Origin of the sequence: Aminobacter anthyllidis, assembly GCF_018555685.1 — a bacterium.
Lineage (GTDB): Bacteria > Pseudomonadota > Alphaproteobacteria > Rhizobiales > Rhizobiaceae > Aminobacter > Aminobacter anthyllidis.
In genome coordinates this window covers 91,859-115,088 of sequence record NZ_JAFLWW010000006.1, presented here as the reverse complement: position 1 = coordinate 115,088, position 23,230 = coordinate 91,859, and the positions used below count along the sequence as shown (strand labels likewise).

17 protein-coding genes, 1 tRNA gene and 1 pseudogene are annotated in these 23,230 nt (G+C 66.1%); 14 read left to right on the top strand and 5 right to left on the bottom strand.

Annotated features, from left to right (window positions below):
• Window positions 1–173: 173 nt before the first annotated feature.
• Together J1C56_RS20680 and J1C56_RS32995 are read left to right on the top strand one after the other, a co-directional pair.
• Window positions 174–9,902, top strand: a complete 9,729-nt coding sequence (locus J1C56_RS20680) for an autotransporter-associated beta strand repeat-containing protein (protein WP_214391954.1) — start codon at window positions 174–176, stop codon at window positions 9,900–9,902.
• Window positions 9,903–10,105: 203 nt separating this feature from the next.
• Window positions 10,106–10,384: pseudogene (locus J1C56_RS32995) on the top strand (pyridoxamine 5'-phosphate oxidase family protein); the annotation flags it as partial.
• A 233-nt stretch (window positions 10,385–10,617) separates the two neighbouring features.
• On the opposite strand, the gene J1C56_RS20670 reads toward J1C56_RS32995, so the two are convergent.
• Window positions 10,618–10,694: transfer RNA gene (locus J1C56_RS20670), tRNA-Arg, on the bottom strand.
• A 196-nt stretch (window positions 10,695–10,890) separates the two neighbouring features.
• Here J1C56_RS20670 and J1C56_RS20665 point away from each other — a divergent pair.
• Both J1C56_RS20665 and J1C56_RS20660 read left to right on the top strand, forming a co-directional pair.
• A complete protein-coding gene (locus tag J1C56_RS20665) occupies window positions 10,891–11,478 on the top strand; it encodes an IMPACT family protein (RefSeq protein WP_214391953.1) in 588 nt (195 codons plus the stop codon).
• Window positions 11,479–11,720: 242 nt separating this feature from the next.
• Window positions 11,721–12,122, top strand: a complete 402-nt coding sequence (locus tag J1C56_RS20660; RefSeq protein WP_214391952.1) for a (R)-mandelonitrile lyase — start codon at window positions 11,721–11,723, stop codon at window positions 12,120–12,122.
• A 22-nt stretch (window positions 12,123–12,144) separates the two neighbouring features.
• On the opposite strand, the gene J1C56_RS20655 is transcribed toward J1C56_RS20660, so the two are convergent.
• Window positions 12,145–13,125 carry a D-alanyl-D-alanine carboxypeptidase family protein gene (locus tag J1C56_RS20655; RefSeq protein ID WP_214391951.1) on the bottom strand — a complete coding sequence of 327 codons (981 nt, stop codon included), beginning with the start codon at window positions 13,123–13,125 and terminating at the stop codon, window positions 12,145–12,147.
• Window positions 13,126–13,401: 276 nt separating this feature from the next.
• Between J1C56_RS20655 and J1C56_RS20650 the strand changes: the two genes are divergently transcribed.
• The 3 genes from J1C56_RS20650 to J1C56_RS20640 all read left to right on the top strand — a co-directional run bounded on the left by J1C56_RS20650 (window position 13,402) and on the right by J1C56_RS20640 (window position 15,588).
• Window positions 13,402–14,493, top strand: a complete 1,092-nt coding sequence (locus J1C56_RS20650; protein ID WP_214392357.1) for a hypothetical protein — start codon at window positions 13,402–13,404, stop codon at window positions 14,491–14,493.
• 66 nt (window positions 14,494–14,559) lie between these two features.
• A complete protein-coding gene (locus J1C56_RS20645) occupies window positions 14,560–15,168 on the top strand; it encodes a nucleoside triphosphate hydrolase (protein WP_214391950.1) in 609 nt (202 codons plus the stop codon).
• A 96-nt stretch (window positions 15,169–15,264) separates the two neighbouring features.
• Complete coding sequence (locus tag J1C56_RS20640) at window positions 15,265–15,588, top strand: hypothetical protein (RefSeq protein WP_214391949.1); 324 nt, start codon at window positions 15,265–15,267, stop codon at window positions 15,586–15,588.
• Between the two features lie 25 nt (window positions 15,589–15,613).
• Here the strand turns inward: J1C56_RS20640 and J1C56_RS20635 are convergent, their stop codons facing one another.
• From J1C56_RS20635 to J1C56_RS20625, 3 genes are all read right to left on the bottom strand, one after another.
• Entirely contained in the window at window positions 15,614–16,318 is a 705-nt protein-coding gene (locus J1C56_RS20635) for a glutathione S-transferase family protein (protein ID WP_214391948.1), read from the bottom strand.
• 143 nt (window positions 16,319–16,461) lie between these two features.
• A complete protein-coding gene (locus tag J1C56_RS20630) occupies window positions 16,462–17,673 on the bottom strand; it encodes a beta-ketoacyl-[acyl-carrier-protein] synthase family protein (protein WP_214391947.1) in 1,212 nt (403 codons plus the stop codon).
• A 1-nt stretch (window position 17,674) separates the two neighbouring features.
• The gene (locus J1C56_RS20625; RefSeq protein WP_214391946.1) at window positions 17,675–17,929 is read right to left on the bottom strand and encodes an acyl carrier protein; all 255 of its coding nucleotides are present in this window, start codon (window positions 17,927–17,929) and stop codon (window positions 17,675–17,677) included.
• A gap of 197 nt (window positions 17,930–18,126) precedes the next feature.
• Between J1C56_RS20625 and J1C56_RS20620 the strand changes: the two genes are divergently transcribed.
• The 7 genes from J1C56_RS20620 to J1C56_RS20590 all read left to right on the top strand — a co-directional run bounded on the left by J1C56_RS20620 (window position 18,127) and on the right by J1C56_RS20590 (window position 23,107).
• Window positions 18,127–18,981: an urease accessory protein UreD gene (locus tag J1C56_RS20620; RefSeq protein ID WP_214391945.1), complete on the top strand. Its 855-nt coding sequence runs from the start codon at window positions 18,127–18,129 to the stop codon at window positions 18,979–18,981.
• 16 nt (window positions 18,982–18,997) lie between these two features.
• Window positions 18,998–19,300: an urease subunit gamma gene (locus tag J1C56_RS20615; protein ID WP_055981164.1), complete on the top strand. Its 303-nt coding sequence runs from the start codon at window positions 18,998–19,000 to the stop codon at window positions 19,298–19,300.
• 7 nt (window positions 19,301–19,307) lie between these two features.
• Window positions 19,308–19,562: a DUF1272 domain-containing protein gene (locus J1C56_RS20610; protein WP_214391944.1), complete on the top strand. Its 255-nt coding sequence runs from the start codon at window positions 19,308–19,310 to the stop codon at window positions 19,560–19,562.
• A gap of 11 nt (window positions 19,563–19,573) precedes the next feature.
• Window positions 19,574–19,879, top strand: a complete 306-nt coding sequence (locus tag J1C56_RS20605; RefSeq protein WP_214391943.1) for an urease subunit beta — start codon at window positions 19,574–19,576, stop codon at window positions 19,877–19,879.
• Window positions 19,879–21,591: an urease subunit alpha gene (gene ureC / locus J1C56_RS20600; RefSeq protein WP_214391942.1), complete on the top strand. Its 1,713-nt coding sequence runs from the start codon at window positions 19,879–19,881 to the stop codon at window positions 21,589–21,591. Before J1C56_RS20605 ends, ureC begins: the two co-directional genes overlap by 1 nt.
• A gap of 27 nt (window positions 21,592–21,618) precedes the next feature.
• Window positions 21,619–22,407 carry a PhzF family phenazine biosynthesis protein gene (locus tag J1C56_RS20595; protein ID WP_214391941.1) on the top strand — a complete coding sequence of 263 codons (789 nt, stop codon included), beginning with the start codon at window positions 21,619–21,621 and terminating at the stop codon, window positions 22,405–22,407.
• 154 nt (window positions 22,408–22,561) lie between these two features.
• Window positions 22,562–23,107 (top strand): peroxiredoxin, encoded by a 546-nt coding sequence (locus tag J1C56_RS20590; protein WP_214391940.1) that lies wholly within the window; start codon window positions 22,562–22,564, stop codon window positions 23,105–23,107.
• The last annotated feature ends 123 nt before the right edge of the window (window positions 23,108–23,230 follow it).

Sequence of the window (23,230 nt, the reverse complement as noted above, 5' to 3'; positions counted from 1 at the left end):
TTTTTGCGGCGGGCATAGGGTCCCGCTCATCCCGGCGCTTGGGGTTTTTGGGCGGGCGCCGGAGCTGAACTTAGCAGCCGATGTGAACTGCGCCGACAGCACTTGTCGCGGCGCCGGCGGAGCCTTGCGCGCCGCCGGCCGCCGGTTTGCGTCCGCGATCCGGGGAATATCACGTGAGCAGCACCCGCAGTCGAAATGAAGCAGCGCAGCATGCAACCAGGGATCGCTCCGCGCCGTCCCGCCATGGCCTCTACCGCGCCGCGCTTTTGACCTGCACAGCACTCGTGGCGCCGCTGGTGATGACCGCCGCCGCGGGCCCGGCTGTTGCACAGACCACTGGCGCAGACGGCGGCAATGGCGGCAACGGTTCCGGCACCCGGGCCGGTGGTACCGGCATGGGTGCCGTGCTTGCGGCGGGCGGCAACGGCGGTGGCGGCGGCCAGTCGGGCAACGGCCAGCCTTCCGGCACCAACGGCGGCAACGGCGGCACCAACGGCTTCGGTGGCGGCGGTGGTGGTGCTGCCGACAGCGGCGCTGGCGGTGGCGCAGGCAATAACGGCGCTGGCGGCGGCGGCGGCGGTGGCGGCGGTGGCGCGGGGCTGGTGATCAACTCGGGCAACGTTACCGTCAGCCAGGACTCGACTGGCGGCAAAGGCGGCAAGGGTGGCTACGGCGGCGTCCAGATTGGCGGCACCTCGATCGCCGGCGGCGGCGGTGGCGGCGGCGGCGGCAGCGGCATTGTGATCGGCGGCACCAGCGGCTCGACAACCGTAACGGTTGGCGCCGGCGTGTTCGTGCGTGGTGGCCTGGGAGGAGCGGGGGAAGCCGGAAACTCCAATGGCGGGCCAGGTGGAACACTGTACCCACGCGATCACGGCGTCGGCGGCAGTGGTGGCCATGGCATCTCGGTCACCGACCCGAATGGCGCAACGATCATCGTCAATGGCGATGTCACAGGTGTCGAAGGCGCCGGCGGCGGCGGCTGGAATGGCAACAGGGCAGCGAGCGGCGCCAGCGGTGTCGGTATTCGCGGCCAGAACCTGAACATCACAATCGGCACCGCAGGCGCGATCAGGCGCACGCTCAGCGGGCAGGACGCGATCTACATCACCGGCGGCACCAACAGCATCAACAGCCTGGGCTCCGCCCCAAACCAGGGCACGGTGCAGGGCGCGATCCATCTCGGCGCCGGCGTCACGACGATCTCGGGCACCTATTCCTACGGCACCAGGCCGACCTGGGTCCTGATCGACGGCGGCGCCGAAATGAAGGTGCAAGGCGCCAGCGCCGCCAACAATGCCAGGTCCATCTACGACCTGAAGAACTATGGCCTCGTCACTGTCGACACGGGCAGGTCGCTCAGCCTGGACATGGGCACCAACTTCGCGACGATGAACGTTGCCTCGGGTGCGACGCTCGAAACGACAAATGGCGGCTTCGTCAACAACGGCACCGTCAATGTCGCGGACACCGGCACAGTCTCCGCTGCCGGTGGATGGACGAACGAAACCGGCGCGACACTGAACTTCAACGGCCGCGGCACGCTGTCGGGCGGCTGGGGCCAGTTCGTCAATCGCGGCACCGTCAATGTGAAGAACGGCGACGTCACCGCCAGCAACGTCACCTTCAACAACAACGGCACGCTGTCGCTGACGGGCGGCAACCTGACCGGCATCGGCGAACTGACCAACGGCACGGGCGGTTCCATCGACATCGGCGCGGGGCGCACGCTTTCGCTCGCCACCCTGACCTCGACCGGCGGCAGCGCCACGGGCGCCGGCACGATCGAGGCGTCGACTGCCTTCAACTTCAATGCCGGGTCCTACGCGACGAAACTCACCGGCACGGCAGTGCTCAACAAGATCGGTTCCGGCACGGTCACCCTGACCGGTACCAACACCTACACCGGCGGCACCAATCTCTCGGGCGGCATGCTGTCGGTGGCGTCCGACGCCAGCCTCGGCAACGGCGCGCTGAGCTTCAGCGGCGGTACGCTGAATGCCACCGCGTCCTTCGCCACCGGCCGCGACGCGACCCTTGGCGCCAGCGGCGGCGGGCTTTCGGCTGATGCCGGCATGACGCTGACCTATAACGGCCTGCTCAGCGGCGCTGGCGCGCTGAGCACATCCGGTGCCGGCACGGTGGTGCTCGGCGCCGCCAACACCTATGCCGGCGGCACCGCGGTCAACGCCGGTACGCTCAGGCTCGGCGCCGGCGGCAGCCTGCTGTTCGGCAAGGATCTCTCCGTCGCCGGCAACGCCACCTTCGACCTCAACGGCAAGGCCCAGACCATCGGCAGGCTGACCGGCACCGGCACGGTCGCGCTCGGCGCCGGCGCCCTGACCATCGGCCAGGGCGACGTCTCCTCGACCTTCGCCGGCGGGACGTCGGGTACCGGCTCGCTGACCAAGGTCGGCAGCGGCATGCTCACGCTCACAGGGTCCAATACGCACAGCGGCGGCACCACGGTGAGCGGCGGCCAATTGCAGATCGGCGATGGCGGCACATCAGGCTCGCTCGACGGCAACGTCGCGTTGGCCAGCGGCACGACGCTGTCCTTCAACCGCACGGGCGCACTGACCTTCGGCGGCGTCATCTCCGGTGGCGGCACCGTGACCATGCTGGGCGGTGGCACCACGACGCTCACCGCCGACAACACCTATACCAACGGCACCGAAATCTACGCAGGCACGCTCCAACTCGGCAATGGCGGCACCAGCGGTTCCGTCCTCGGCACGATCAACAACTATAACGGCACGGTCGCCGTCAACCGTTCCGATACCTACACGCTTGCCAACAACATCAACGGCAATGGCGGCTTCAGCCAGCGTGGCACGGGCAAGACGATCCTGACCGGCGCCAACACCTTCTCAGGTGGCATCTCCGTCAATGCCGGCACGCTCAGTGTCCGCAATGCTGGTGCGCTCGGCAACGGTTCGAGCGCCATCGATGTCGCGGCCAACGCCACGCTCGAGATCGACGGTGAAATGTCGATCGACACACGCGCGCTGAGACTCAATGGCACCGGCGCCAACGGCAAGGGCGCCCTGCACACGGTCTCCGGCGAAAGCAGTGCCATGGCCCAGGCTGTCCTGAGCGGCACCGCGCTGGTGCTGACGGAAGCGGGCACCGGCTTCGAGTTCCTCGGCGGCGTGGACGGCGACGGTCACCGGCTGACCATCGACGGCAGCGGCCAGACCGGCATCACGGGGCTGAGCGGTGCCGGCACCGAACTTGTGAAAGCCGGCTCCGGCAAGCTCCTGCTGCGCGGGCCAAGCACCTATACCGGCGGCACCTACATCGGTGGCGGCACAGTCGAGGTCGACGGGGCCGGAGGGCTCGGCTCCGGCACTGTCGCCTTCGGCGGCGCGGCAACACTGCGCGGCACCAACGCCTGGCTCGACAATGCCTTCGATCTCGACGCCGCCGCCACGCTTGAGACCGACAACTCCATGGTCCTTAACGGTGCGATCAGCGGCTCGGGCAGCCTGGTCAAGACCGGGTCGGGCGATCTGGTCCTCAACGGCGTCAACAGCTACTCCGGCGGAACCACCATCTCGGCGGGCAGGCTTACCCTTGGCAATGGCGACCCCGCTACGCTCGGCAGCGGCGCGGTCATCAACAACGCGATGCTGGTCCTCAACCGGGACGGCGACTACACCCTCGCCAACAGCTTCTCCGGCACGGGCACCATGGAGAAGCAAGGCTACGGCACGTTGACGCTGAGCGGCGCCAACACCATGTCCGGCACCACGTCGCTTTTCGGCGGAACGTTGCAGATCGGCGACGGCACTGCAGGCGGCGGCATCGGCAGCAGCTCGGTCATCGCCCTGAACGACAGCACGCTTGCCTTCAACAGGTCGAACCAGGTGACCTTCGGTGGCGTCCTGTCCGGTACCGGCGGGCTCACCCAGAAAGGCAGCGGCACCACGGTGCTGTCGGGCGAAAACAGCTACGCCGGCACCACCAAGATCACTGCGGGCAAGCTGCAGGTCGGCGACGGCGCAACATCAGGCAAGCTGGGCTCGGGCAGCGTCGAAAACGGCGGCACGCTTACCTTCAACCGCTCCGACCTCGTCACCGTCGACAACGCCATCTCGGGCACCGGAACGTTCGAGCAGGCCGGCACCGGCACCACCATCCTCACAGGCACCAGCAGCTACACCGGGGCAACGACAGTTTCCGCCGGCAAGCTGCTCGTCAACGGCTCGATCGCGGCGTCCTCCAGCGTCACGGTCGATGCCGGCGCGACCATCGGCGGCAGCGGCACCATCGCGACCACTGTCGTCAATGGCACGCTGTCGGCAGGCAACAGCCCGGGCACGCTGACCGTCGATGGCAACCTCACCCTCAACAGTGGCTCGACCAGCATCTTCGAGCTGGGCACATCAGGCGTCGTCGGCGGTCCGACCAACGACCTCGTCATCGTCAACGGCGACCTGACGCTCGGCGGCACGCTGGAGACACCCGACGCGGTGACCGGCTACTACCGCCTGTTCAACGTCTCGGGCAGCGTCACCGGATCGTTCCACACGCTGCCCACCGACGCCTTCATCAGCACGTCGGTCGCCAACCAGGTCAATCTGATCCTGCGCAACAACGACCAGCTGCTGCAGTTCTGGGACGGCTCGGATCTCGCCGGCAACGGCACTGTCGATGGCGGCAGCGGCACCTGGAGTGCTTCCAACGGCAACTGGACCGGCGCGCCCGGCGAAGCCACCATCAACGACGGCTGGCGCGGCGAGGTCGGCGTGTTCGCCGGCACGGCCGGAACGGTCACCGTCGACGGCACGCTGGCCTTCCAGGGGCTGCAGTTCACGACCGACGGCTACCAGCTCACCGGCGGCATCCTCGCCCTGTCGGGCAATCCCTTCGGCAACGAAAAGGCGAGCTTCATCAACACCGACAGCGGCGTGACGGCGACGATTGCGTCCATCATCGCCGATGGCAACATGACCGAACTCGACAAGCTCGGCCTCGGCACGCTGATCCTGACCGGCGACAACACCTTCACCGGCAAGACCACCATTTCCGCAGGCACCCTGCAACTCGGCGATGGGGGGACCTCAGGCTCTGTTGCCGGCGACATCATCAACAACAGCGTTCTGGCCTTCAACCGCTCCGACGACGCGCTCGTCATCAGCGGCTACATCGGCGGCACCGGGCGCCTCGAGCAGAACGGCAGCGGCACCACCACCCTGACCGGCGCCAACTATTACACCGGCGGCACAACGATCAACGCCGGCACGCTGCAGATCGGCAATGGCGGCTCGATCAAGGGCGACGTGCTCAACAACAGCAAGCTGGTCTTCAACAACACCGAGGCCAATGGCGAATATGCCGGCGACATCACCGGCACCGGAACGGTGACCCTCACCGGCAACAGCGTCGTCCTGATGAGCGGCGACATCAGCCACTCCGGCGGCACGACCATAGACAGCGGCAGCGTCCTGCAGATCGGCAAATCCGAGACGACAGGCACGCTGTCAGGCAACGTTAGCAATTCCGGCACGCTTGCTTTCGACAGGTCCGACGACAGCTCCTTCGACGGCGACATCTCAGGCTCGGGCGACTTCAAGAAGTACGGCGCCGGCAAGCTCACCCTGTCGGGCGACAGCAGCGGTTATGACGGCATCGTCTATTCGCTTGCCGGAACGTTGCGGCTTGAAAACAGCCTCGCCGCCGGCACCGGCTACATCATGATGTTCGGCGGCGCCCTCGACTACGGCGCCGATGTCGACCTCGCCAACATCATGACCCTGCAGCAGGACAACACCGTGCTGTCGGTCGCGTCGGGCACCGCCACACATTCGGGTTTCATCCTGTCGGGCGGGGGCGTGCCACGCGCCGTGGAAAAGACCGGCGACGGCACGCTGGTCGTCAAGGCCATGCAGCACGGTGGCCCGACCACAGTCAGCGAAGGCACGCTCAAGGCGGGCAATGCGAATGCATTCGACATGACTGGCGCGATGACCGTCAAGGCCGACGCCACGCTCGACCTCGACGGCTACGACCAGCAGATCGGTTCGCTGGCAGGCGCGGGTTCGGTCACGCTGGGCGTGGCCAGGCCGCTCTGGGGCTCGCCACAGGAAGTCACGCTGACGACGGGCGGAAACGACGCCTCGACCATTTTCTCCGGCTCGATTTCCGGCGCCGGCAACCTGTCCAAGGTCGGCAGCGGCATCTTCACCCTGAGCGGCACCAACAGCTACACCGGCAAGACCTGGCTCGATGGCGGCACACTCAAGGCCGGAGCCACCAACAGCTTCTCCTCGGCCAGCGCAGTTGAAGTCGCCAGCGGCACGGAACTCGATCTCGACGGCTTCGACCAGGTCATCGGATCTCTCGCCGGTGCGGGCACGGTTGCCCTCGGCGCCGGCACCCTGACCACAGGCGGCAACAACGATTGGACCGACTTCTCCGGCATCATCAACGGCACCGGCGGCCTGACCAAGAAGGGCTCTGGCACGTTCACCCTCTCCGGCGCGAACACCTACTCAGGCGCCACCAGGATCGATGCCGGCACGCTGAAGGCGGGAGCCGCGAACACGATCGCCGCTGCCAGCGCGGTCAGCGTTGGCTCGGGCGCCACCTTCGACCTCGACGGCCACAACCAGACCATCGCCTCGCTGGCTGGTGCCGGCAACGTCAAGCTCGGCGCCGGCACGCTGACGTCGGGCGACGGCAACGACACCGAATTCTCGGGCATCATGTCGGGAACCGGCGGCCTCAACAAGCAGGGCACCGGCAAGCTGACCATGTCAGGCGACAACACCCATACCGGCGCGACCTCGGTCAAGGCAGGCGAGCTCCAGGTCAACGGCAAGCTCGGCGACACCGCCGTCACCGTGGACAGCGATGCGACCCTGTCCGGCTCGGGCACGATCGCAGGCAGCGTAACCGTCTCCGACGGCGGCCATATCGCGCCCGGTGCTGGCAAGGGAACGCTGACAGTTGGTTCGCTCAGCCTGTCCGACGACGCCAATCTCGACTTCGAACTCGGCGCCCAGAGCGACCGCATCGACGTCGACGGCGACCTCATCCTCGACGGCAAGCTCAATGTCAGCGGCGGCAACGATTTCGGCGCCGGCGTCTATCGCCTGATCAATTATGGCGGCACGCTGACCGACAACGGGCTGGTGATCGGTACCGTGCCCGGCGCCTTCCAGGCCAGCGACCTCACCATCCAGACGCAGGTTGCCAAGCAGATCAACCTGATCAACACCGGCGGCACGGCACTCGCCTTCTGGGACGGCGGCGCCAGCGGCAACCTCAACAACGGCACCGTCGACGGCGGCGACGGCACATGGAGCGCGGCAAGCGGCAACTGGACCCGGCAGGACGGTGCCTTCAACGCGCCGATGGCGCCGCAACCGGGCTACGCCATCTTCCAGGGCACCGCCGGCACGGTGACCGTCGACGGCAGCCAGGGCGCCATATCGGTTACCGGCATGCAGTTCGCCAGCGGCTACGTCATCAAGGGTGACGCGATCGGCCTTCATGACGCCGCCACCACCATCCGCGTCGGCGACGGCACGGCTTCGAGTGCCGGCACCATTGCCACGATCGAATCCGAGCTCACCGGCTCCGGCGGGCTGGTCAAGGACGACTACGGCACGCTCGTGCTCAGCGCCGCCAACAGCTACACCGGCGGCACTGTCATCAAGGGCGGCACGCTGTCGATCTCGTCCGACGGCAATCTCGGCGCCGCCTCGGGCGGGCTCACCTTCGTTGGCGGCATCCTGACCAACACCGCAGCCATGACCACCGCACGCGACATCGAGCTGCGCCTGGCCGGCGGCACGTTCGACACCCGGGCCGACCTCACCGCATCTGGCACGATCTCCGGCCAGGGCAAGCTGACCAAGACCGGTTCGGAGACGCTGACGCTGACCGGTACCAACAGCTATGCCGGCGGCACTAAGATCAGCGCCGGCACGCTGCAGATCGGCATCGGCGGCACGGCTGGCTCCATCATCGGCAACGTCGAGAACAATGCCGTGCTTGCCTTCAATCGCTCCGACCTGTTGACATTCGCCGGCGCGATCTCCGGCAGCGGCGCGGTCAAGCAGATCGGGTCGGGGAAAACCGTACTCACCGGCACCAATAGCTACACCGGCGGCACGACCATCTCCGCCGGCACGCTCTCCGGTTCGGCCACCAGCTTCGGCAGCGGCGCGATCCTCAACGACGCCGCCTTCATCATCGACCAGGCGACCGACGCCAGCTTCGCCAACGCCATCAACGGCACCGGCAGCTTCACCAAGTCGGGCGCCGGCGCGCTCACTTTGACCGCCACCAGCCTGCTCTCGGGTGACACCACAGTCAGCGCCGGCAAGCTCTCGGTGAACGGCTCGCTCGCCAAGTCGGCAGTGACGGTCGCCTCGGGTGCTGTCCTCGGCGGCACCGGAATCATCGGCAAGCTCACGGCGCAATCCGGTTCGACCGTCAACGCGGGCAGCTCGATCGGCACGCTCAGCGTGACTGGTGACGCCAGCTTCGCCACTGGGTCGACCTTCCAGGTCGATGTCGACACGACCAAGTCGGACAGGCTCTCCGTCGCCGGCAAGGCGACGCTCTCGGGCGGCACCGTCCAGGTGCTGGCCGGCAGCGGCAACTACGCGCCGTCGACGCAATACACCATCCTGACCGCGGCAACCGGCGTGCTCGGCCAGTTCGCCTCGGTTACCAGCAACCTAGCCTTCCTGACGCCGACGCTGACCTACACCAGCAACGCCGTCGGCCTGTCGCTCGACCGCAACGACATCAAGTTCACCGACATCGCCGCGACCCGCAACCAGTTCGCCGCCGGCGGGGCGGCCGACAGGCTGGGCAACAAGCACGCGATCTACAAGGCGATCGTCAATCTCGACAAGGACGCGGCACGCAAGGCCTTCGACGCGCTGTCAGGCGAGGTCCACGCCTCCGTCGGCGGCATGCTCGTCGAGGACAGCCGCTTCCTCGCCAGTGCCGCCAACGACCGTATCCGCGCCGCCTTCGGCGACATCGGCACGGCCGCCGCCCTGCCCGTCATGGCCTATGGTCCCGACGGGCCTGTCATTGCCGAAGCAACGACAGAGCGCATGGCGTTCTGGGGCCAGGCCTATGGCTCCTGGGGCAAGACCGGCAGCGACGGCAACGCCGCCGCCTTCAGCCGCACCACCGGCGGCTTCATCGGCGGCCTCGACGCCGGCATCGGCGACAGTGTCCGCATCGGCGCCTTCGCCGGCTACAGCAATGGCAGCTTCAATGCCCACGACCGCGCCTCCTCGGGCGACAGCAGCGCCTACCATGCCGGCGTTTTCGCCGGCGGCCAGTGGGAGGCGTTCAGCCTGCGCGCCGGCGCCGCCTACAGCTGGACCGACATCGAGACCAGCCGCACCGTCGCTTTTGCCAACTTCAACGACAAGCTGACCGCCAGCTACGATGCCGGCACCACCCAGGTCTTCGGCGAGGCGAGCTACCGGCTGCAGCAGGGCGACGCGATCGTCGAGCCCTTCGCAGCGCTTGCCTATATCAACGTCAAGACCGACGGCTTCACCGAAAAGGGCGGCCAGGCGGCGCTGACCGCGTCCACCTCGACCACCGAGACGACGTTTGCGACGCTCGGCGTCAGGGCCAGCACCGAAATCGCCATCCGCGGCATGGACGCCAAGCTGCACGGCATGGTCGGCTGGCGCCACACATTCGGCGACGTCACGCCGCTGGCCTCCGTGGCCTTCAAGAGCGGTGGCGCCTTCACCGTCGCCGGCGCGCCGATCGCCAAGGACACGGCCATCGTCGAAGCGGGGTTGGATCTTACGCTGACGCCCGATGCCACACTCGGCGTCACTTATGCCGGCCAGTTCGGCAGTGGTGCGGTCGACCAGAGCTTCAGGGCCAATCTCGGCGTGAGTTTTTGATCATCGGGGCGGCGGAGACGCCGCCCCTGATTGCCGGTGCTCCGATCAATGTTCCTGAGGGATCAAGATCCGGATCGTTCTCAACATCCATGGTGATGTACTAAGGCGCGCGGCTAGCGCTTTGCGGCGGCGATTCCAATGCCGGCCCAGATGGAACCTCGCGTGACGCCAGGGGTTGAACCTGCTTCAAGGAGACATTCACCATGGCCGACAAGAGAGAGTTCGAAGCGAAGTTCTGGAAGTCGATACGTTCAGACATGACCGTGATGGTGAGTGTCTCCGGCATCGACCCGCGCCCGATGACCGCGCAGTTCGACGGCGACCGCAAGACCATCTACTTCTTCACGGCAAGCGACACGGAGCTTGCAGGCAAGCTTACACGCGCCAGGAAAGCCACGCTCGTCTACGCGTCGAAGAAACATGACATGTTTGCCACCGTCCATGGCACGCTTAGGATCGACAGCGACCGCGCCACGATCGACCGGCTGTGGAACCGCTTCGTGGCCGCGTGGTTCGAGAAGGGCAAGGATGATCCGAAGCTCGGCTGCTGCGGTTCGACCCGGCAGAAGCCCAGATCTGGCTGGACGCTTCCAGCCTCGTTGCCGGCGCCAAGATGTTCCTGGGCCTGGGTGACCCGAAGCAGGACTACAAGGACAGCGTGGCGAAAGTGCCCCTCTAGCCAGAGGAAGGCAAAGACGGAAGGAGCCGAAACGGCTGGCGCACCCGACAGGATTCGAACCTGTGACCTCTGCCTTCGGAGGGCAGCGCTCTATCCAGCTGAGCTACGGGTGCTCGTCGGCGAATTCGCGCCGAACACGCCCGGCGCACCGGACGACGCGCGTTCATAACCGATGCGGCGGCAAGCTTCAACGGGGGAAGTCGCAAATCGCAAGGCCGAACGATCGGATGTCACGGCTGTCGGTCGTGGCATAATCCCCGCCGAGGCGCGATTGACGACGACCCGCCCCGCATTGTCTAACGCCCAGACATGTTCACGCTCGCCCAGCCCGAAACCTTCGCCCAGGACATCAAGAAGAGCCGGTTCCTGGCCGTTGCCGGGCCGGTTGCCGACGAAGCTGCGGCGAAGGCGTTCATCGCGGCCTATTCAGATGCCAGTGCCAATCACAATTGCTGGGCCTGGCGCATCGGCCCGGGCTACCGCTTCAGCGACGACGGCGAGCCGAGCGGCACTGCCGGCAAGCCGATCCTGCAGGCGCTCGACGGCCAGTCGCTCGATCAGATCGCCGTCGTCGTCACGCGCTGGTTCGGCGGCATCCTGTTGGGCAGCGGCGGGCTGGTGCGCGCCTATGGCGGGACGGCCGCGGCTTGCCTGCGCGCCGCGGCCAAGACCGAAATCGTCGTCTCGGTGGAAGCGAAAATCACCTGCGGCTTCGCCGATCTGGCGATCGTCCAGGCGCGGCTCGCGGCCCAGCCGGGCGTGCGCATGACAGCCGAGACCTTCACCGCGACCGGCGCCGAGCTTGTGGTGGCGCTGCCCGTGGCCGACACGGCTGGGATCGTGCGGATGATAACCGACCTGACCAGCGGGCGAGCGATCGTCGCACTGCCGGACTGACGCAGCGACGATACTCAATCGATGGAGCTTGGCTCGACTTGTCGGCCGCCAAAAGGCATTGCTGCGGCTTGTAAAGCGGTGCGCGACCCAGCGGGATGACGGCCACCAACAAAGGCATTCCCGCTCGCTGGAACAACGTTCCAAGAAAAGCGTGCAGTGGCTTTCCGTCCGGAATAGCGTAGCAACGGCAAGGGCTCCGCGATCCGACGAGAGCGGCCACAAGGCGACCAGAGGAGACAAAAATGGACATCAAACGCAGCGGTTCGCGGCCTTCGGCAACGCCCTCGCCTGACTATTTCACCGGCGCGGTGCGCCAGGATCCAATCTTCGAGGCCCCGGCACCGGCCCGGCTGCGCGCCGTCACCGTCACCTTCGAGCCGGGCGCACGCACGGCCTGGCACACCCACCCGCTCGGCCAGACGCTGATTGTCACCTCCGGCCTCGGCTGGGCCCAGGTCTGGGGCGGCAAGGTCGAGGAGATCAGGACCGGCGACGTGGTGTGGTTCGCACCGGGCGAAAAGCACTGGCATGGCGCTGCGGCGACAACAGCCATGACCCATATCGCGCTGCAGGAAGCGCTGGACGGCCGCGCCGTCGACTGGCTCGAGCACGTCGCTGACGATCAGTACACCGCACCGGCCTAAGCCTGGCGCCGTCTGCAGGGCGCTACTGGATCTCGCCCATCGGCACAGGTGCGTCTCCCTGCTGGATAGTCGCGGACGTGTCGACCGGTATGGGCATGCCGGGGTTAGCGGGTGCCGGCAAGGGTGCTGCCAATGCGGTGGCCGCCGGTGCCGGGGTGAACAGCGACGACGCCAGGCTGCCGCCTGCCGCCTGCGGCATGTAGCGCACGATCATCTCCTCGACCTGGGCGTTACGCTTGCGCGCCGTATCACCGCCCATGACGACGATCACCAGCTTGCGGCCGTCGGCCTGGACGGAGGTGACGATGTTGAAGCCCGAGGCCCTGATGTAGCCGGTCTTGATGCCGTCGACGCCGTTGACCCGGCCGAGCAGGTCGTTGTGGCCACGCACCCGCTTGCCGCGGAAATTGAAGTCGGTCGCCGAGAAGTAGGAATAGTGCTGCGGGAAATGCTTGCGCAGCGCCATGCCGAGTACGGCCATGTCGCGCGCCGTGGTGCGCTGCTCAGGGTCGGGCAGGCCCGAGGCGTTGCGGAAGACGGTGCTGGTCATGCCGAGCTGGCGCGCCTTTGCCGTCATCTGGCGGGCAAAACCCTCTTCCGAGCCGCCAAGATATTCACCGACGGCCACGGCGACGTCATTGGCCGACTTGGTCGCCAGCGCCCGGATCGCCGATTCGAGCTCGATCTGCTCGCCACGCTTGAAGCCGAGCTTGGAAGGCGGCTGCGAGCGGGCGTTCTCCGACACAGGGATGAGCGTGGTCTTGGCAACGCGCCCCTGCTGCATCGCCTCGAAGGTCAGATACAGCGTCATCATCTTGGTCAGCGAGGCGGGATAGCGCGGTGCCGTCGAATAGGCTTGGTAGAGCGTGCGCCCATTGGAAGCGTCGACGACGATCGCGGCAAACTTGTCCGGCGCCGGCTGCGGCGCGACATTCAGCGTCTCCGTCGTGGCACAGCCGGCAAGCAAGGCAGCCACCGCAAACAGCGCCACGAGATTGCGCATCAGCCCGAACTGCCGCAACCGGGGAAATCTGAAAGGCAGGCGTTGGATCTGGGCTTGCAAGGAAAAACCTGTCGGTGGTCGCCAAAAGTCTGGCTTTGTCACATGCCGGCCGGCAGCAACAGCCGGAAAACTACAGAACGCACGCCGTTCCGTCCATTTGGCCAGCCACTGCAAATGCATGTTGCGCCGGCGGTGTTGAATATTGGTTACACCCGCCGGCTTGCGCGAGGGATGCCAAATCGGCTCTGTTGCGCCATGCAGCGGGGTGATTTGGCGATGAACCAGCATAAATTCCAAGCCGAGGGAATTTCAGCCGCACTCGATCTTGCCGTCGGCCACCTCACCGAGTTCGCCATTGAAGGCGACGGACGTACGCTCAAGCCGCTGCACCGTGCGCCGTGGATCGGCCGGGACGACCTGCCCGAGGGGCTGCCGCAGGGCGTGGTCAGGCTGTCGGGCGATTTCTTGTGCGCGCCGTTTTCGCGCAGCGACGTCGAAGCAGCACCGCTGCATGGCTGGAGCGCCAACAGCGAATGGCAGGTGGTTTCCGACGATGCCGTTGCGGGCGGGCGTCGGGCAAGCTTTCGCCTCGAGCGCCAGATCATGGGCGCCGTCGTCGAAAAGACGCTCATCCTGCGCGACGGCCACCCGTTCCTGTACCAGGAGCATTCGTTCACCGGCGGGTCGGGCGCGATCTCGGTCGCCCACCACCCGATGACCGAGATGGCCGATGGCGGGCGGCTGGCCTTTTCGCCGAAGCGGCTCGCCGCTACCCCGCCCGATGTCACCGAGCCGGACCCGGCGCGCGGCGCCCATCTGCTCGCCTACCCCGCGCGCAGCAGCGACCTCACCCGTTTCCCCGCCGCCGACGGCGGGCAAACAGACCTCACCGACTACAGCGCCGTGCGCCGGCACGAGGATTTCGTCACGCTCGTCGAGGCCGATCATGGCAGCATGGGTTGGACGGCAGTGGCGCGCAAGGCCGAGGCCGATGTCGTTCTGGTGCTGAAAAACCCGGCCGAGCTGCCCGTCACGATGCTGTGGATCAGCAATGGCGGCCGTTTTTACGCGCCGTGGAACGGCCGGCACGGCGTGCTCGGCATCGAGGACGGGCGCGCGGCGATCGGCCATGCCGCGTCGCTCGGCGACAACTGGCTGAAGCAGGAAGGTGTCGAGACAGCCTTTGCGCTCGGTGGCCGCATCGCCTTCCGGCAGGTGGTCGGCGCGATGCCGCTGGACGGCGGCGACCCGCCATCGCAGGTCGAAGCCCTGCCGGGCCGGCTGCGCCTCACCTTCGCCGATGGCAGCCACCGCGAGGTGCCGTTCGACGAAACCTTCCTGCGGATCGGCGAGCCGATCTTGAAGTGATGCAGCCGCCGCCTCATTTTTGACGGGTGCGGCGGCAGAATGTCATCGAAACCATCGGGGAGATCCATGTCCGAAATCGCCCACATCGCTGCAACCCTGTTCAAGCGCGCCCACCATGCCGAGCGCTTCGTGATCGGCATCGCCGGACCGCCCGGATCGGGCAAGTCGACGCTGTCCGCCGCCTTGCACGACGTTCTGCCCGAAGGTTCGGCCGCGGTGGTGCCGATGGACGGCTTCCACTTCGACGACGCCGTGCTGGAAAAGAGGGGGCTGAGATCGCGCAAGGGCGCGCCAGAAACCTTCGACTTTGCCGGCTTCGAGGTGCTGCTCAAGCGCCTGCGCGCCGCCGAACCCGACATCGCCATCCCGGTCTTCGACCGCAGCATCGAGCTGTCGCGGGCGGCGGCGGAAATCGTTACCGCCGACGTCAAGTTCATCCTCGTCGAAGGCAACTACCTGCTGCTCGATGAAGAGCCCTGGCAGCGGCTTGAGCCGCTGTTCGACTTCACCATCTTCGTCGACGTACCGCGCGAGGAACTGGAGCGGCGGCTGGTCGAGCGCTGGCGCGAGCATGGCCGCTCCGACGCCGACGCGCGCAACTGGATCGACAGCAACGACATGCCCAATATCGACCGCGTGCTCGCCGCGCGGCGCAAGGCCGATCTGGTGATCTGACCTCAAGCGGAACCGAACCGCAGCCTACCCGTTGTCTCGCAGCGGACGATTCGCAAATGCGCGTCCAGAAATTCATGAAACAGCGAGGCGACAGCCATGGCGACCACGGCGAAGAAAGCTGCCCCGAAGATGGGCAAGGCACTTCAATCGAAGGCGGGTGCCGGCCCAGCGCTGGCCCAGCGGTCCAAGGATGCAGCCAAGCCGGCATTCGGCAAGAGCGCGCCAAAGAAGGTGACGCCTGCCGCTGAAAAACCGGCCAAAGCCGCAAGCCCGAAGAAGGCCGCGGCCGAAAAGCGGCCATCGGTGGCCACTCGCATGATGCGCAAGGTCAAGGGTGTGGCAACCGGCGTCGCCGGCTTTGCCGCCTCCGTCGTGACGCGCGACGGCGCCAAGGCGAAAGCCAAGGCCAGCACCAAGTAACCTGGCGCTGGCTTGACGTCGGTCGTTACGAACGCGCCGGAATGTTCAGCCCGGCCTGCACCGCCGGCCGCGCCAGGCCGCGCTCCAGCCATGCCGCGACATTCTCGAAGCTCTTGAAGCCGACCAGGTCGCCTGCATCGTAGAAGCCGATCAGGTTGCGCACCCAACCGAGCAGCGAGATGTCGGCGATGGTGTAGTCGTCGTCCATGATCCATTTGCGGCCTTCGAGCCGCTTGTCGAGCACGCCGAGCAGGCGGCGCGACTCGTCGCGGTAGCGCTCGAGCGGACGCTTGTCTGCGATCTCGCGGCCGGCAAACTTGTGGAAGAAGCCGAGCTGGCCGAACATCGGGCCGACCGACGCCATCTGGAAGAACACCCACTGAATGGTCTCGTAGTGACGGGCGCGGTCCGAAGGGATCAGGCGACCGGTCTTTTCGGCAAGATAGATCAGGATGGCGCCCGACTCGGACAGCGCCAGCGGCTTGCCGCCCGGGCCGTTGGGATCGATGATTGCCGGGATCTTGCCGTTCGGGTTCAGCGCCAAGAATTCCGGCGTCCAGCTCTCGTTCTTGCCGATGTTGATGGCATGTGCCTCGTAAGGCAGGTCGAGCTCTTCAAGCGCGATCGATACCTTCACGCCGTTCGGCGTCGGGAAGGAATAGAGCTGGATGCGGTCGGGGTACTGTGCCGGCCAGCGGGCGGCAATCGGAAATGGAGTGAGATCGCTCATCGTCGGTTCCTCGTGGGGTGGCCCGGCGTGAAGCGCTGGCCAAAATGGTGGGGGCACGCAAGAGTTAGGCATGCGAACGCGCCGCATCAATATGCAGCGCGTCTGTTTTATCCAGATGACAGATTAGGCCGGCAACGGCGCGGTCAGACCGCCTTCACCGCAATAACGGCATTGGTGCCACCAAAGGCAAAGCCGTTGCTGATCGCCACGCGCACCGGGCGCTGCCTGGCGACATTGGGCGTCACGTCGAGATCGCAATCGGCGTCGGCCTCGCGATAGTTGGCGGTCGGCGGCACGATGCCTTCGCGCACGGCGTTGACGCAGGCGATCATCTCCAGTGCACCCGACGCGCCGAGGCAATGCGCGTGCATCGACTTTGTCGACGACACCGACAGCTTGTCGGCATGGCCGCCGAAGACGCGGCGGATGGCGGCCGTTTCGATCTGGTCGTTGGCCTTGGTGCCGGTACCATGGGCGTTGATGTAGTCGACCTCTTCAGGCGCAAGCCCGGCATCGAGCAGGCAGGCACGCATAGCGGCCGTCGGGCCTTCGACTGTCGGCGCGACGATGTCGGATGCATCGCCGGACATGCCGGTTCCGGCCAGCTCGGCCAGGATCGTCGCGCCACGGGCAACCGCGTGGTCATAGGTTTCGAGCACGACCATGCCAGCACCCTCGCCGAGAACCAGCCCTTGCCTGTCGGCGGAGAACGGCCGGCAGGTGTCGGGCGCAACCACGCGCAGTGCTTCCCAGCCCTTGATCACGCCCCACACCAGCGGCGCGTCGGTGCCGCCGGCAACGATCGCGTCGGCGCGGCCGAGCAGCAGCTGGTCCATCGCTGTGGCGAAGGCGTGGTTGGACGAGGAACAGGCGGAGGTGACGCCGAACACCGGTCCGCGCAGGCCAAGGCTCATGCTGACCTGGCCAGCGGCGGCACCCGGCATGACCTTCGGCACGGTGAAGATGCCGGCGCGGTTCTTGCCGCCGAGCAGGATGGCGCGATAGTTCTCTTCGATCGCTTCCCAGCCGCAGACGCCGACGCCGACAATGGTGCCAACGCGGTGGGTGTTGCTTTCGTCCACGACCAGGCCCGACTGCCGCATCGCTTCCTTGGCCGCAATGACGGCCAGAAGGCTGAAGCGATCCATCGAAACGAGCTGCTTGCGTTCGATGCCGTGTTCGGGAAGCTGCTTGATCTCGGCGCCAATGCGAATCTTGAGATCGTACAATTCGCCATTGGTCAGCGGCCCGATGGCCGGGCGGCCGGCGCGCATGGCATCCCAGATGGCCGGAGCGTCGGTGCCGAGCCCGCACAGCCCGCCGATACCGGTAATGACGATGCGGGGACGCTTCATCTCAGGCCGATTTTGCAATCAGGACGCGAACGGCTTCGACCATGTCGCCGACATTCTTGAGGCTGCTCCAGGCATCGACGGTGTTCATCTCGATCTCGATGTCATACTCTTCCTCGAGATCGAAGATGATCTCGGTGAGTTCGAGCGAGTGGATGCCGAGCGCGGTCAGCTCGGTGTCGAGCGTGATCTCTTCGCCACCTTCCTCAGCATGCGCCTTGATCTTGGCGATGATGTCCGTTGCCAACTGGTCGGCCATAAGTACCCTTCCCCAGAACTTTCAAATTTGTCATGCCCCGTGCCGCGCAGCTCCTGCGCCGGGCCCGAGCCAGACCTTTTAGACGATATCGCCCCCGAATTGAGCCAAAAAGGCATCCCTGTATAGAAACCGAAACGCAAGGAGGCAACAAGCTTGTATATCGACAATTCCGCCGGTGCGGCTAACCTTTGGGCATCATGACATCAGGCACATCATTGTCCGCCCAGACGGACGCAGCGGCGATTTCCTCACAGCGCGTGGCGGCGCGCGCCCGCATCGAAGTCGAGCATCGTGCCGGCCGCAGTCGTCTCGCCCGCCTCTACCAGGACGGTGCGGCCAAGATCAGGCTGCCCGATACCGGCGCGGATCCGCTGGAAGCCGTGCTGATCAACATGGCCGGCGGGCTGACGGGCGGCGACAGGCTTGGCTGGGAGGTTTCCGTCGGCGAGGGCGCACGCGCGGTCATCACAACCCAAGCCTGCGAGAAGGTCTATCGCGCGCTTGCCGGCCGCGCCGAAGTCGATGTTCGCCTGTCGGTCGGGGCCGGCGGCTTCCTCGGCTGGCTGCCGCAGGAAACGATCGCTTATGATCGCTCGGCCTTTTCACGCACGCTCGACGCCGACCTCGCGGCGGGTGCCGAAGCACTTATCGTCGAAGCCACCGTCTTCGGCCGCTCCGCCATGGGCGAACGCGTGGAAGGTGGCACGTTCCGCGACCGCTGGCGCGTCAGGCAGGGCAACCGACTCATCCACGCCGAGGATTTTTTCGTCGGGCCAGACATCGAAGCAATGCTCGCCAGACCGGCATCGGCGGGTGGACGGATCGCCATGGCGACGCTGCTGCTGGTCTCCGAGCGCGCCGAGGCCCTGCTGGAACCGGCGCGCCAGATCATCGGCGACGATGGCGGCGCCAGCCTGTGGACAGTTGGCGGAAGTGGCAAGCTTCTTGCGAGGCTCTACGCCGAGGACGGCTATACGTTGCGCAAACGGCTCGTACCGCTTGTCGAACTGCTCAACGGGCAGGCAGGCCTGCCCAGACTTTGGTCACTCTAGGATTTTTGGTACCGGCATGAACCTGACGCCGAGGGAAAAAGACAAGCTTTTGATCGCCATGGCGGCAATGGTGGCGCGCAAGCGGCTTGAGCGCGGCGTCAAGCTCAACCATCCCGAAGCGGTGGCGCTGATCTCCGATTTCATCGTCGAGGGCGCCCGCGACGGCCGCCCCGTCGCCGAACTGATGGAGGCGGGCGCCCATGTCATCACCCGCGCCCAGGTCATGGACGGCATTGCCGAGATGATCCACGACGTCCAGGTCGAAGCCACCTTTCCCGACGGCACCAAGCTCGTCACCGTCCACGAACCCATCCGCTGAGGCCGCCATGCTCGAACTGCGCCCCAATTGCGAATGCTGCGACCGCGACCTGCCGCCCGAGGCGGCCAATGCGGTGATCTGCACCTTCGAGTGCACCTTCTGCACCGACTGCGCGACAGGCGTGCTCAGCGGCACCTGCCCCAATTGCGGTGGCAATTTTTCCGCCCGGCCTATCCGGCCGGCCGCCATGCTCCTGAAATATCCTGCTTCGACCAGGCGCGTGCTGAAAGCCGAAGGCTGCGCGCCCAAGTCCGCGGCCTGAGGAGCACGAGCATGATCCCAGGCGAAATCATCACCGCCCAAGGCTCGATCGAGCTCAACAAGGGCCAGCCGACGGTCACGCTCAAGGTCGCCAACACGGGCGACCGCCCGATCCAGGTCGGCAGCCACTATCATTTCTACGAGACCAATAACGGGCTGAAATTCGACCGCGAGCGGGCGCGCGGCATGCGGCTCGACATCGCCGCCGGTACCGCCGTGCGCTTCGAGCCCGGCCAGGAGCGCGACGTCACGCTGGTGCCCTATGGCGGCAAGCGCGAGGTCTATGGCTTCCAGAAGAAGGTGATGGGAAAGCTCTGATGCCCGCGAAGATCTCCCGTCCCGACTACGCCAGGATGTTCGGCCCGACCACTGGCGACAAGGTGCGGCTCGCCGACACCGAACTGTTCATCGAGGTCGAAAACGACTTCACGGTCTATGGCGAAGAGGTAAAATTCGGCGGCGGCAAGGTCATCCGCGACGGCATGGGCCAGAGCCAGCGGAGCCGCGCCCAGGGTGCCATGGACTGCGTCATCACCAATGCTCTGGTCCTCGACCACACCGGCATCTACAAGGCAGATGTCGGCCTCAGGGACGGGCGCATCGCTGCCATCGGCAAGGCAGGCAACCCGGACACGCAGCCCGGCGTCACCATCATCATCGGCCCTGGCACCGAGATCATCGCCGGCGAAGGCAAGATCCTGACCGCCGGCGGCATCGACACGCATATCCACTTCATCTCGCCGCAGCAGGTCGACGAAGCGCTGAACTCCGGCGTCACCTGCATGGTCGGCGGCGGCACCGGGCCGGCGCACGGCACGCTTGCCACCACGTGTACGCCCGGACCGTGGAACATCGCCCGCATCATCCAAGCCTTCGACGGCCTGCCGATGAACATCGGCGTGTTCGGCAAGGGCAACGCCTCGCTGCCCGGCGCGCTGGAAGAGCAGGTGCTGGCCGGCGCCTGCGGCCTCAAGCTGCATGAGGACTGGGGCACCACCCCGGCCGCCATCGACACCTGCCTCACGGTCGCCGACGCCTACGACATCCAGGTCGCGATCCATTCCGATACGCTCAACGAAAGCGGCTTCGTCGAGGACACGGTCGCCGCCTTCAAGGGCCGCACCATCCACTCCTTCCACACCGAAGGTGCCGGCGGCGGCCACGCGCCCGACATCATCAAGGTCTGCCAGTATCCCAACGTCATCCCGGCCTCGACCAACCCGACTAGGCCCTACACCGTCAACACGGTCGCCGAGCATCTCGACATGCTGATGGTCTGCCATCACCTGTCGCCGTCGATCCCGGAAGACATCGCCTTCGCCGAAAGCCGCATCCGCAAGGAGACCATCGCCGCCGAGGACATCCTGCACGACCTCGGCGCCTTCTCGGTGATCTCGTCGGACAGCCAGGCCATGGGGCGCGTCGGCGAGATGATCATCCGTACATGGCAGACCGCCGACAAGATGAAGCGCCAGCGCGGCGCGTTGCCTGGCGAGATCGGCGACAACGACAACTTCCGCGCCCGCCGCTACATCGCCAAATACACCATCAACCCGGCCATCGCGCATGGCATGTCGCGCGAGATCGGCTCGATCGAGGTCGGCAAGCGCGCCGATCTAGTGTTGTGGAACCCCGCCTTCTTCGGCGTGAAGCCCGACATGGTGCTGCTCGGCGGCTGGATCGCCACCGCGCCCATGGGCGACCCCAACGGCTCGATCCCGACGCCGCAGCCGAGCCACTACCGCCCGATGTTCGGCTCCTTCGGCAAGGCGCTGACCAACAGCTCGATCACCTTCGTCTCGAAGGCCGGGCTGGAGAGCGGCCTGCGTGAACGGATCGGCGTGCACAAGCAGATGGTGGCGGTGGAAAACACCCGCCGTGGCATCGGCAAGCGCTCGATGATCCTCAACGACGCCATGCCTCACATGGAGGTCGACCCGGAAACCTACGAGGTACGCGCCGACGGCGAGCTGCTCACCTGCGAGCCGGCGACCGTTCTGCCCATGGCGCAGCGCTATTTCCTGTTCTAGCCTCCGTGCCGTGCATGGGAGGTCGCAATGCAGCTCGAAATGATCCAGGTGGATGCCTTCACCGACACGGTCTTCACAGGCAATTCGGCGGCGGTCGTGTTCCTCGATGACTGGCTGCCCGACCTGGTGCTCCAGGGCATCGCGCTGGAGAACAACCTCGCCGAGACGGCGTTCCTGAAGCCCGCGGATGATGGGTGGGACATCCGCTGGTTCACGCCCACCGACGAGGTGCCGTTCTGCGGTCATGCCACGCTGGCCTCGGCCTGCGCGCTCCATTTGCGCAAGGGCGTCGAGCGCACCATGCGCTTCTCCACCCGCGAGGTCGGCGACCTCAAGGTCACGCCGCAGGATGGCCGTTACCGCATGGACATCCCGCGCTTCGATCCCGACTTCGCGATATCAGGGGATGCGCTGGTCAACGGCCTGCGTGACGACGGCTGGGTGCAGTTGTTCCGCAACCGCGAGAACTTTTTCGTCGAGCTGACGTCCGAGGCTGAGCTGCGCGCCTACCAGCCCGACCTGCCACGCATCGCCGAGCTCGGCTCGTTTGGCCTGTGCATCACCGCGCGGGGCAGCGACTGCGATTTCGTCTCGCGCTATTTCGCGCCCGGCGCCGGCATACCGGAGGATCCGGTCACCGGTTCGACCCACGCAACGCTCGCACCCTACTGGGCGGAAAAACTCGGCAAGACCACACTTTCGGCGCGCCAGCTGTCGGCCCGGGGTGGTGTGCTCGGCTGCGAAGTAGCAGCCGACCGGGTCTATCTGACCGGCCAGGCCGTGATCTACATGGATGCGACGATCCACCTTCCCTGACCGCCCCTGCAGTCGAGGCGCGACCTGATGCCACGCCGGCAATGCTGGAACGGCTTCCGGCGAGTTGTTATCTAGCCCCCGCTAGCTAAAAATTCGGCAGGATTCCCTGGCCCCAAGACCAGGGCGCCCTGCTTTCTTGGAAATGGAGTTTCAAATGATCGGCAAGAAAGTTCCTGCTGTCACCTTCCGCACGCGCGTGCGCGACGAGGCCGTTGGCGGCCCGAACCCCTTCCGCTGGGAAGACAAGACCTCGGCCGACTATTTCGACGGCAAGCGCGTCGTGCTGTTTTCGCTGCCGGGCGCCTTCACGCCGACCTGCTCGACCTACCAGCTGCCCGACTTCGAGAAGCTGTTCGGCGAGTTCCAAGCCGAAGGCATCGACGAGATCTACTGCGTCTCGGTCAACGACGCCTTCGTCATGAACGCCTGGGGCAAGTCGCAGAACCTCGACAAGGTCAAGCTGATCCCGGATGGTTCGGGTGAATTCACCCGCAAGATGGGCATGCTGGTTGCCAAGGACAATGTCGGCTTCGGCATGCGCTCGTGGCGCTACGCCGCCGTCATCAACAACGGCCGCATCGAAAAGTGGTTCGAGGAAGAGGGCTTCGCCGACAATTGCGACAGCGATCCCTACGGCGTCTCCTCGCCGCAGAACATTCTCGAGGCGCTCAAGAACGACGCCGTCGCCGAAGCCGCATAAGCTTCAGCACGTTCGCAAAATCGAAGCCCCGGCCGCATCAGCGCGCTGGGGCTTTTTGTACCGAAGGCCATACACTGCCTGCTCACGGCAACGTCTATTGGCTCGAAATCCGTTTCGGCGCAG

What these genes read in the sequence shown, in the direction of transcription:
- J1C56_RS20665 (WP_214391953.1), top strand. Translation starts at nt 10,891, where the DNA reads ATGTTCACGCTCGCCCAGCCCGAAACCTTCGCCCAGGACATCAAGAAG.
- J1C56_RS20660 (WP_214391952.1), top strand. Translation starts at nt 11,721, where the DNA reads ATGGACATCAAACGCAGCGGTTCGCGGCCTTCGGCAACGCCCTCGCCT.
- J1C56_RS20655 (WP_214391951.1), bottom strand. Translation starts at nt 13,125, where the DNA reads ATGCGCAATCTCGTGGCGCTGTTTGCGGTGGCTGCCTTGCTTGCCGGC.
- J1C56_RS20650 (WP_214392357.1), top strand. Translation starts at nt 13,402, where the DNA reads ATGAACCAGCATAAATTCCAAGCCGAGGGAATTTCAGCCGCACTCGAT.
- J1C56_RS20645 (WP_214391950.1), top strand. Translation starts at nt 14,560, where the DNA reads ATGTCCGAAATCGCCCACATCGCTGCAACCCTGTTCAAGCGCGCCCAC.
- J1C56_RS20640 (WP_214391949.1), top strand. Translation starts at nt 15,265, where the DNA reads ATGGCGACCACGGCGAAGAAAGCTGCCCCGAAGATGGGCAAGGCACTT.
- J1C56_RS20635 (WP_214391948.1), bottom strand. Translation starts at nt 16,318, where the DNA reads ATGAGCGATCTCACTCCATTTCCGATTGCCGCCCGCTGGCCGGCACAG.
- J1C56_RS20630 (WP_214391947.1), bottom strand. Translation starts at nt 17,673, where the DNA reads ATGAAGCGTCCCCGCATCGTCATTACCGGTATCGGCGGGCTGTGCGGG.
- J1C56_RS20625 (WP_214391946.1), bottom strand. Translation starts at nt 17,929, where the DNA reads ATGGCCGACCAGTTGGCAACGGACATCATCGCCAAGATCAAGGCGCAT.
- J1C56_RS20620 (WP_214391945.1), top strand. Translation starts at nt 18,127, where the DNA reads ATGACATCAGGCACATCATTGTCCGCCCAGACGGACGCAGCGGCGATT.
- J1C56_RS20615 (WP_055981164.1), top strand. Translation starts at nt 18,998, where the DNA reads ATGAACCTGACGCCGAGGGAAAAAGACAAGCTTTTGATCGCCATGGCG.
- J1C56_RS20610 (WP_214391944.1), top strand. Translation starts at nt 19,308, where the DNA reads ATGCTCGAACTGCGCCCCAATTGCGAATGCTGCGACCGCGACCTGCCG.
- J1C56_RS20605 (WP_214391943.1), top strand. Translation starts at nt 19,574, where the DNA reads ATGATCCCAGGCGAAATCATCACCGCCCAAGGCTCGATCGAGCTCAAC.
- ureC (WP_214391942.1), top strand. Translation starts at nt 19,879, where the DNA reads ATGCCCGCGAAGATCTCCCGTCCCGACTACGCCAGGATGTTCGGCCCG.
- J1C56_RS20595 (WP_214391941.1), top strand. Translation starts at nt 21,619, where the DNA reads ATGCAGCTCGAAATGATCCAGGTGGATGCCTTCACCGACACGGTCTTC.
- J1C56_RS20590 (WP_214391940.1), top strand. Translation starts at nt 22,562, where the DNA reads ATGATCGGCAAGAAAGTTCCTGCTGTCACCTTCCGCACGCGCGTGCGC.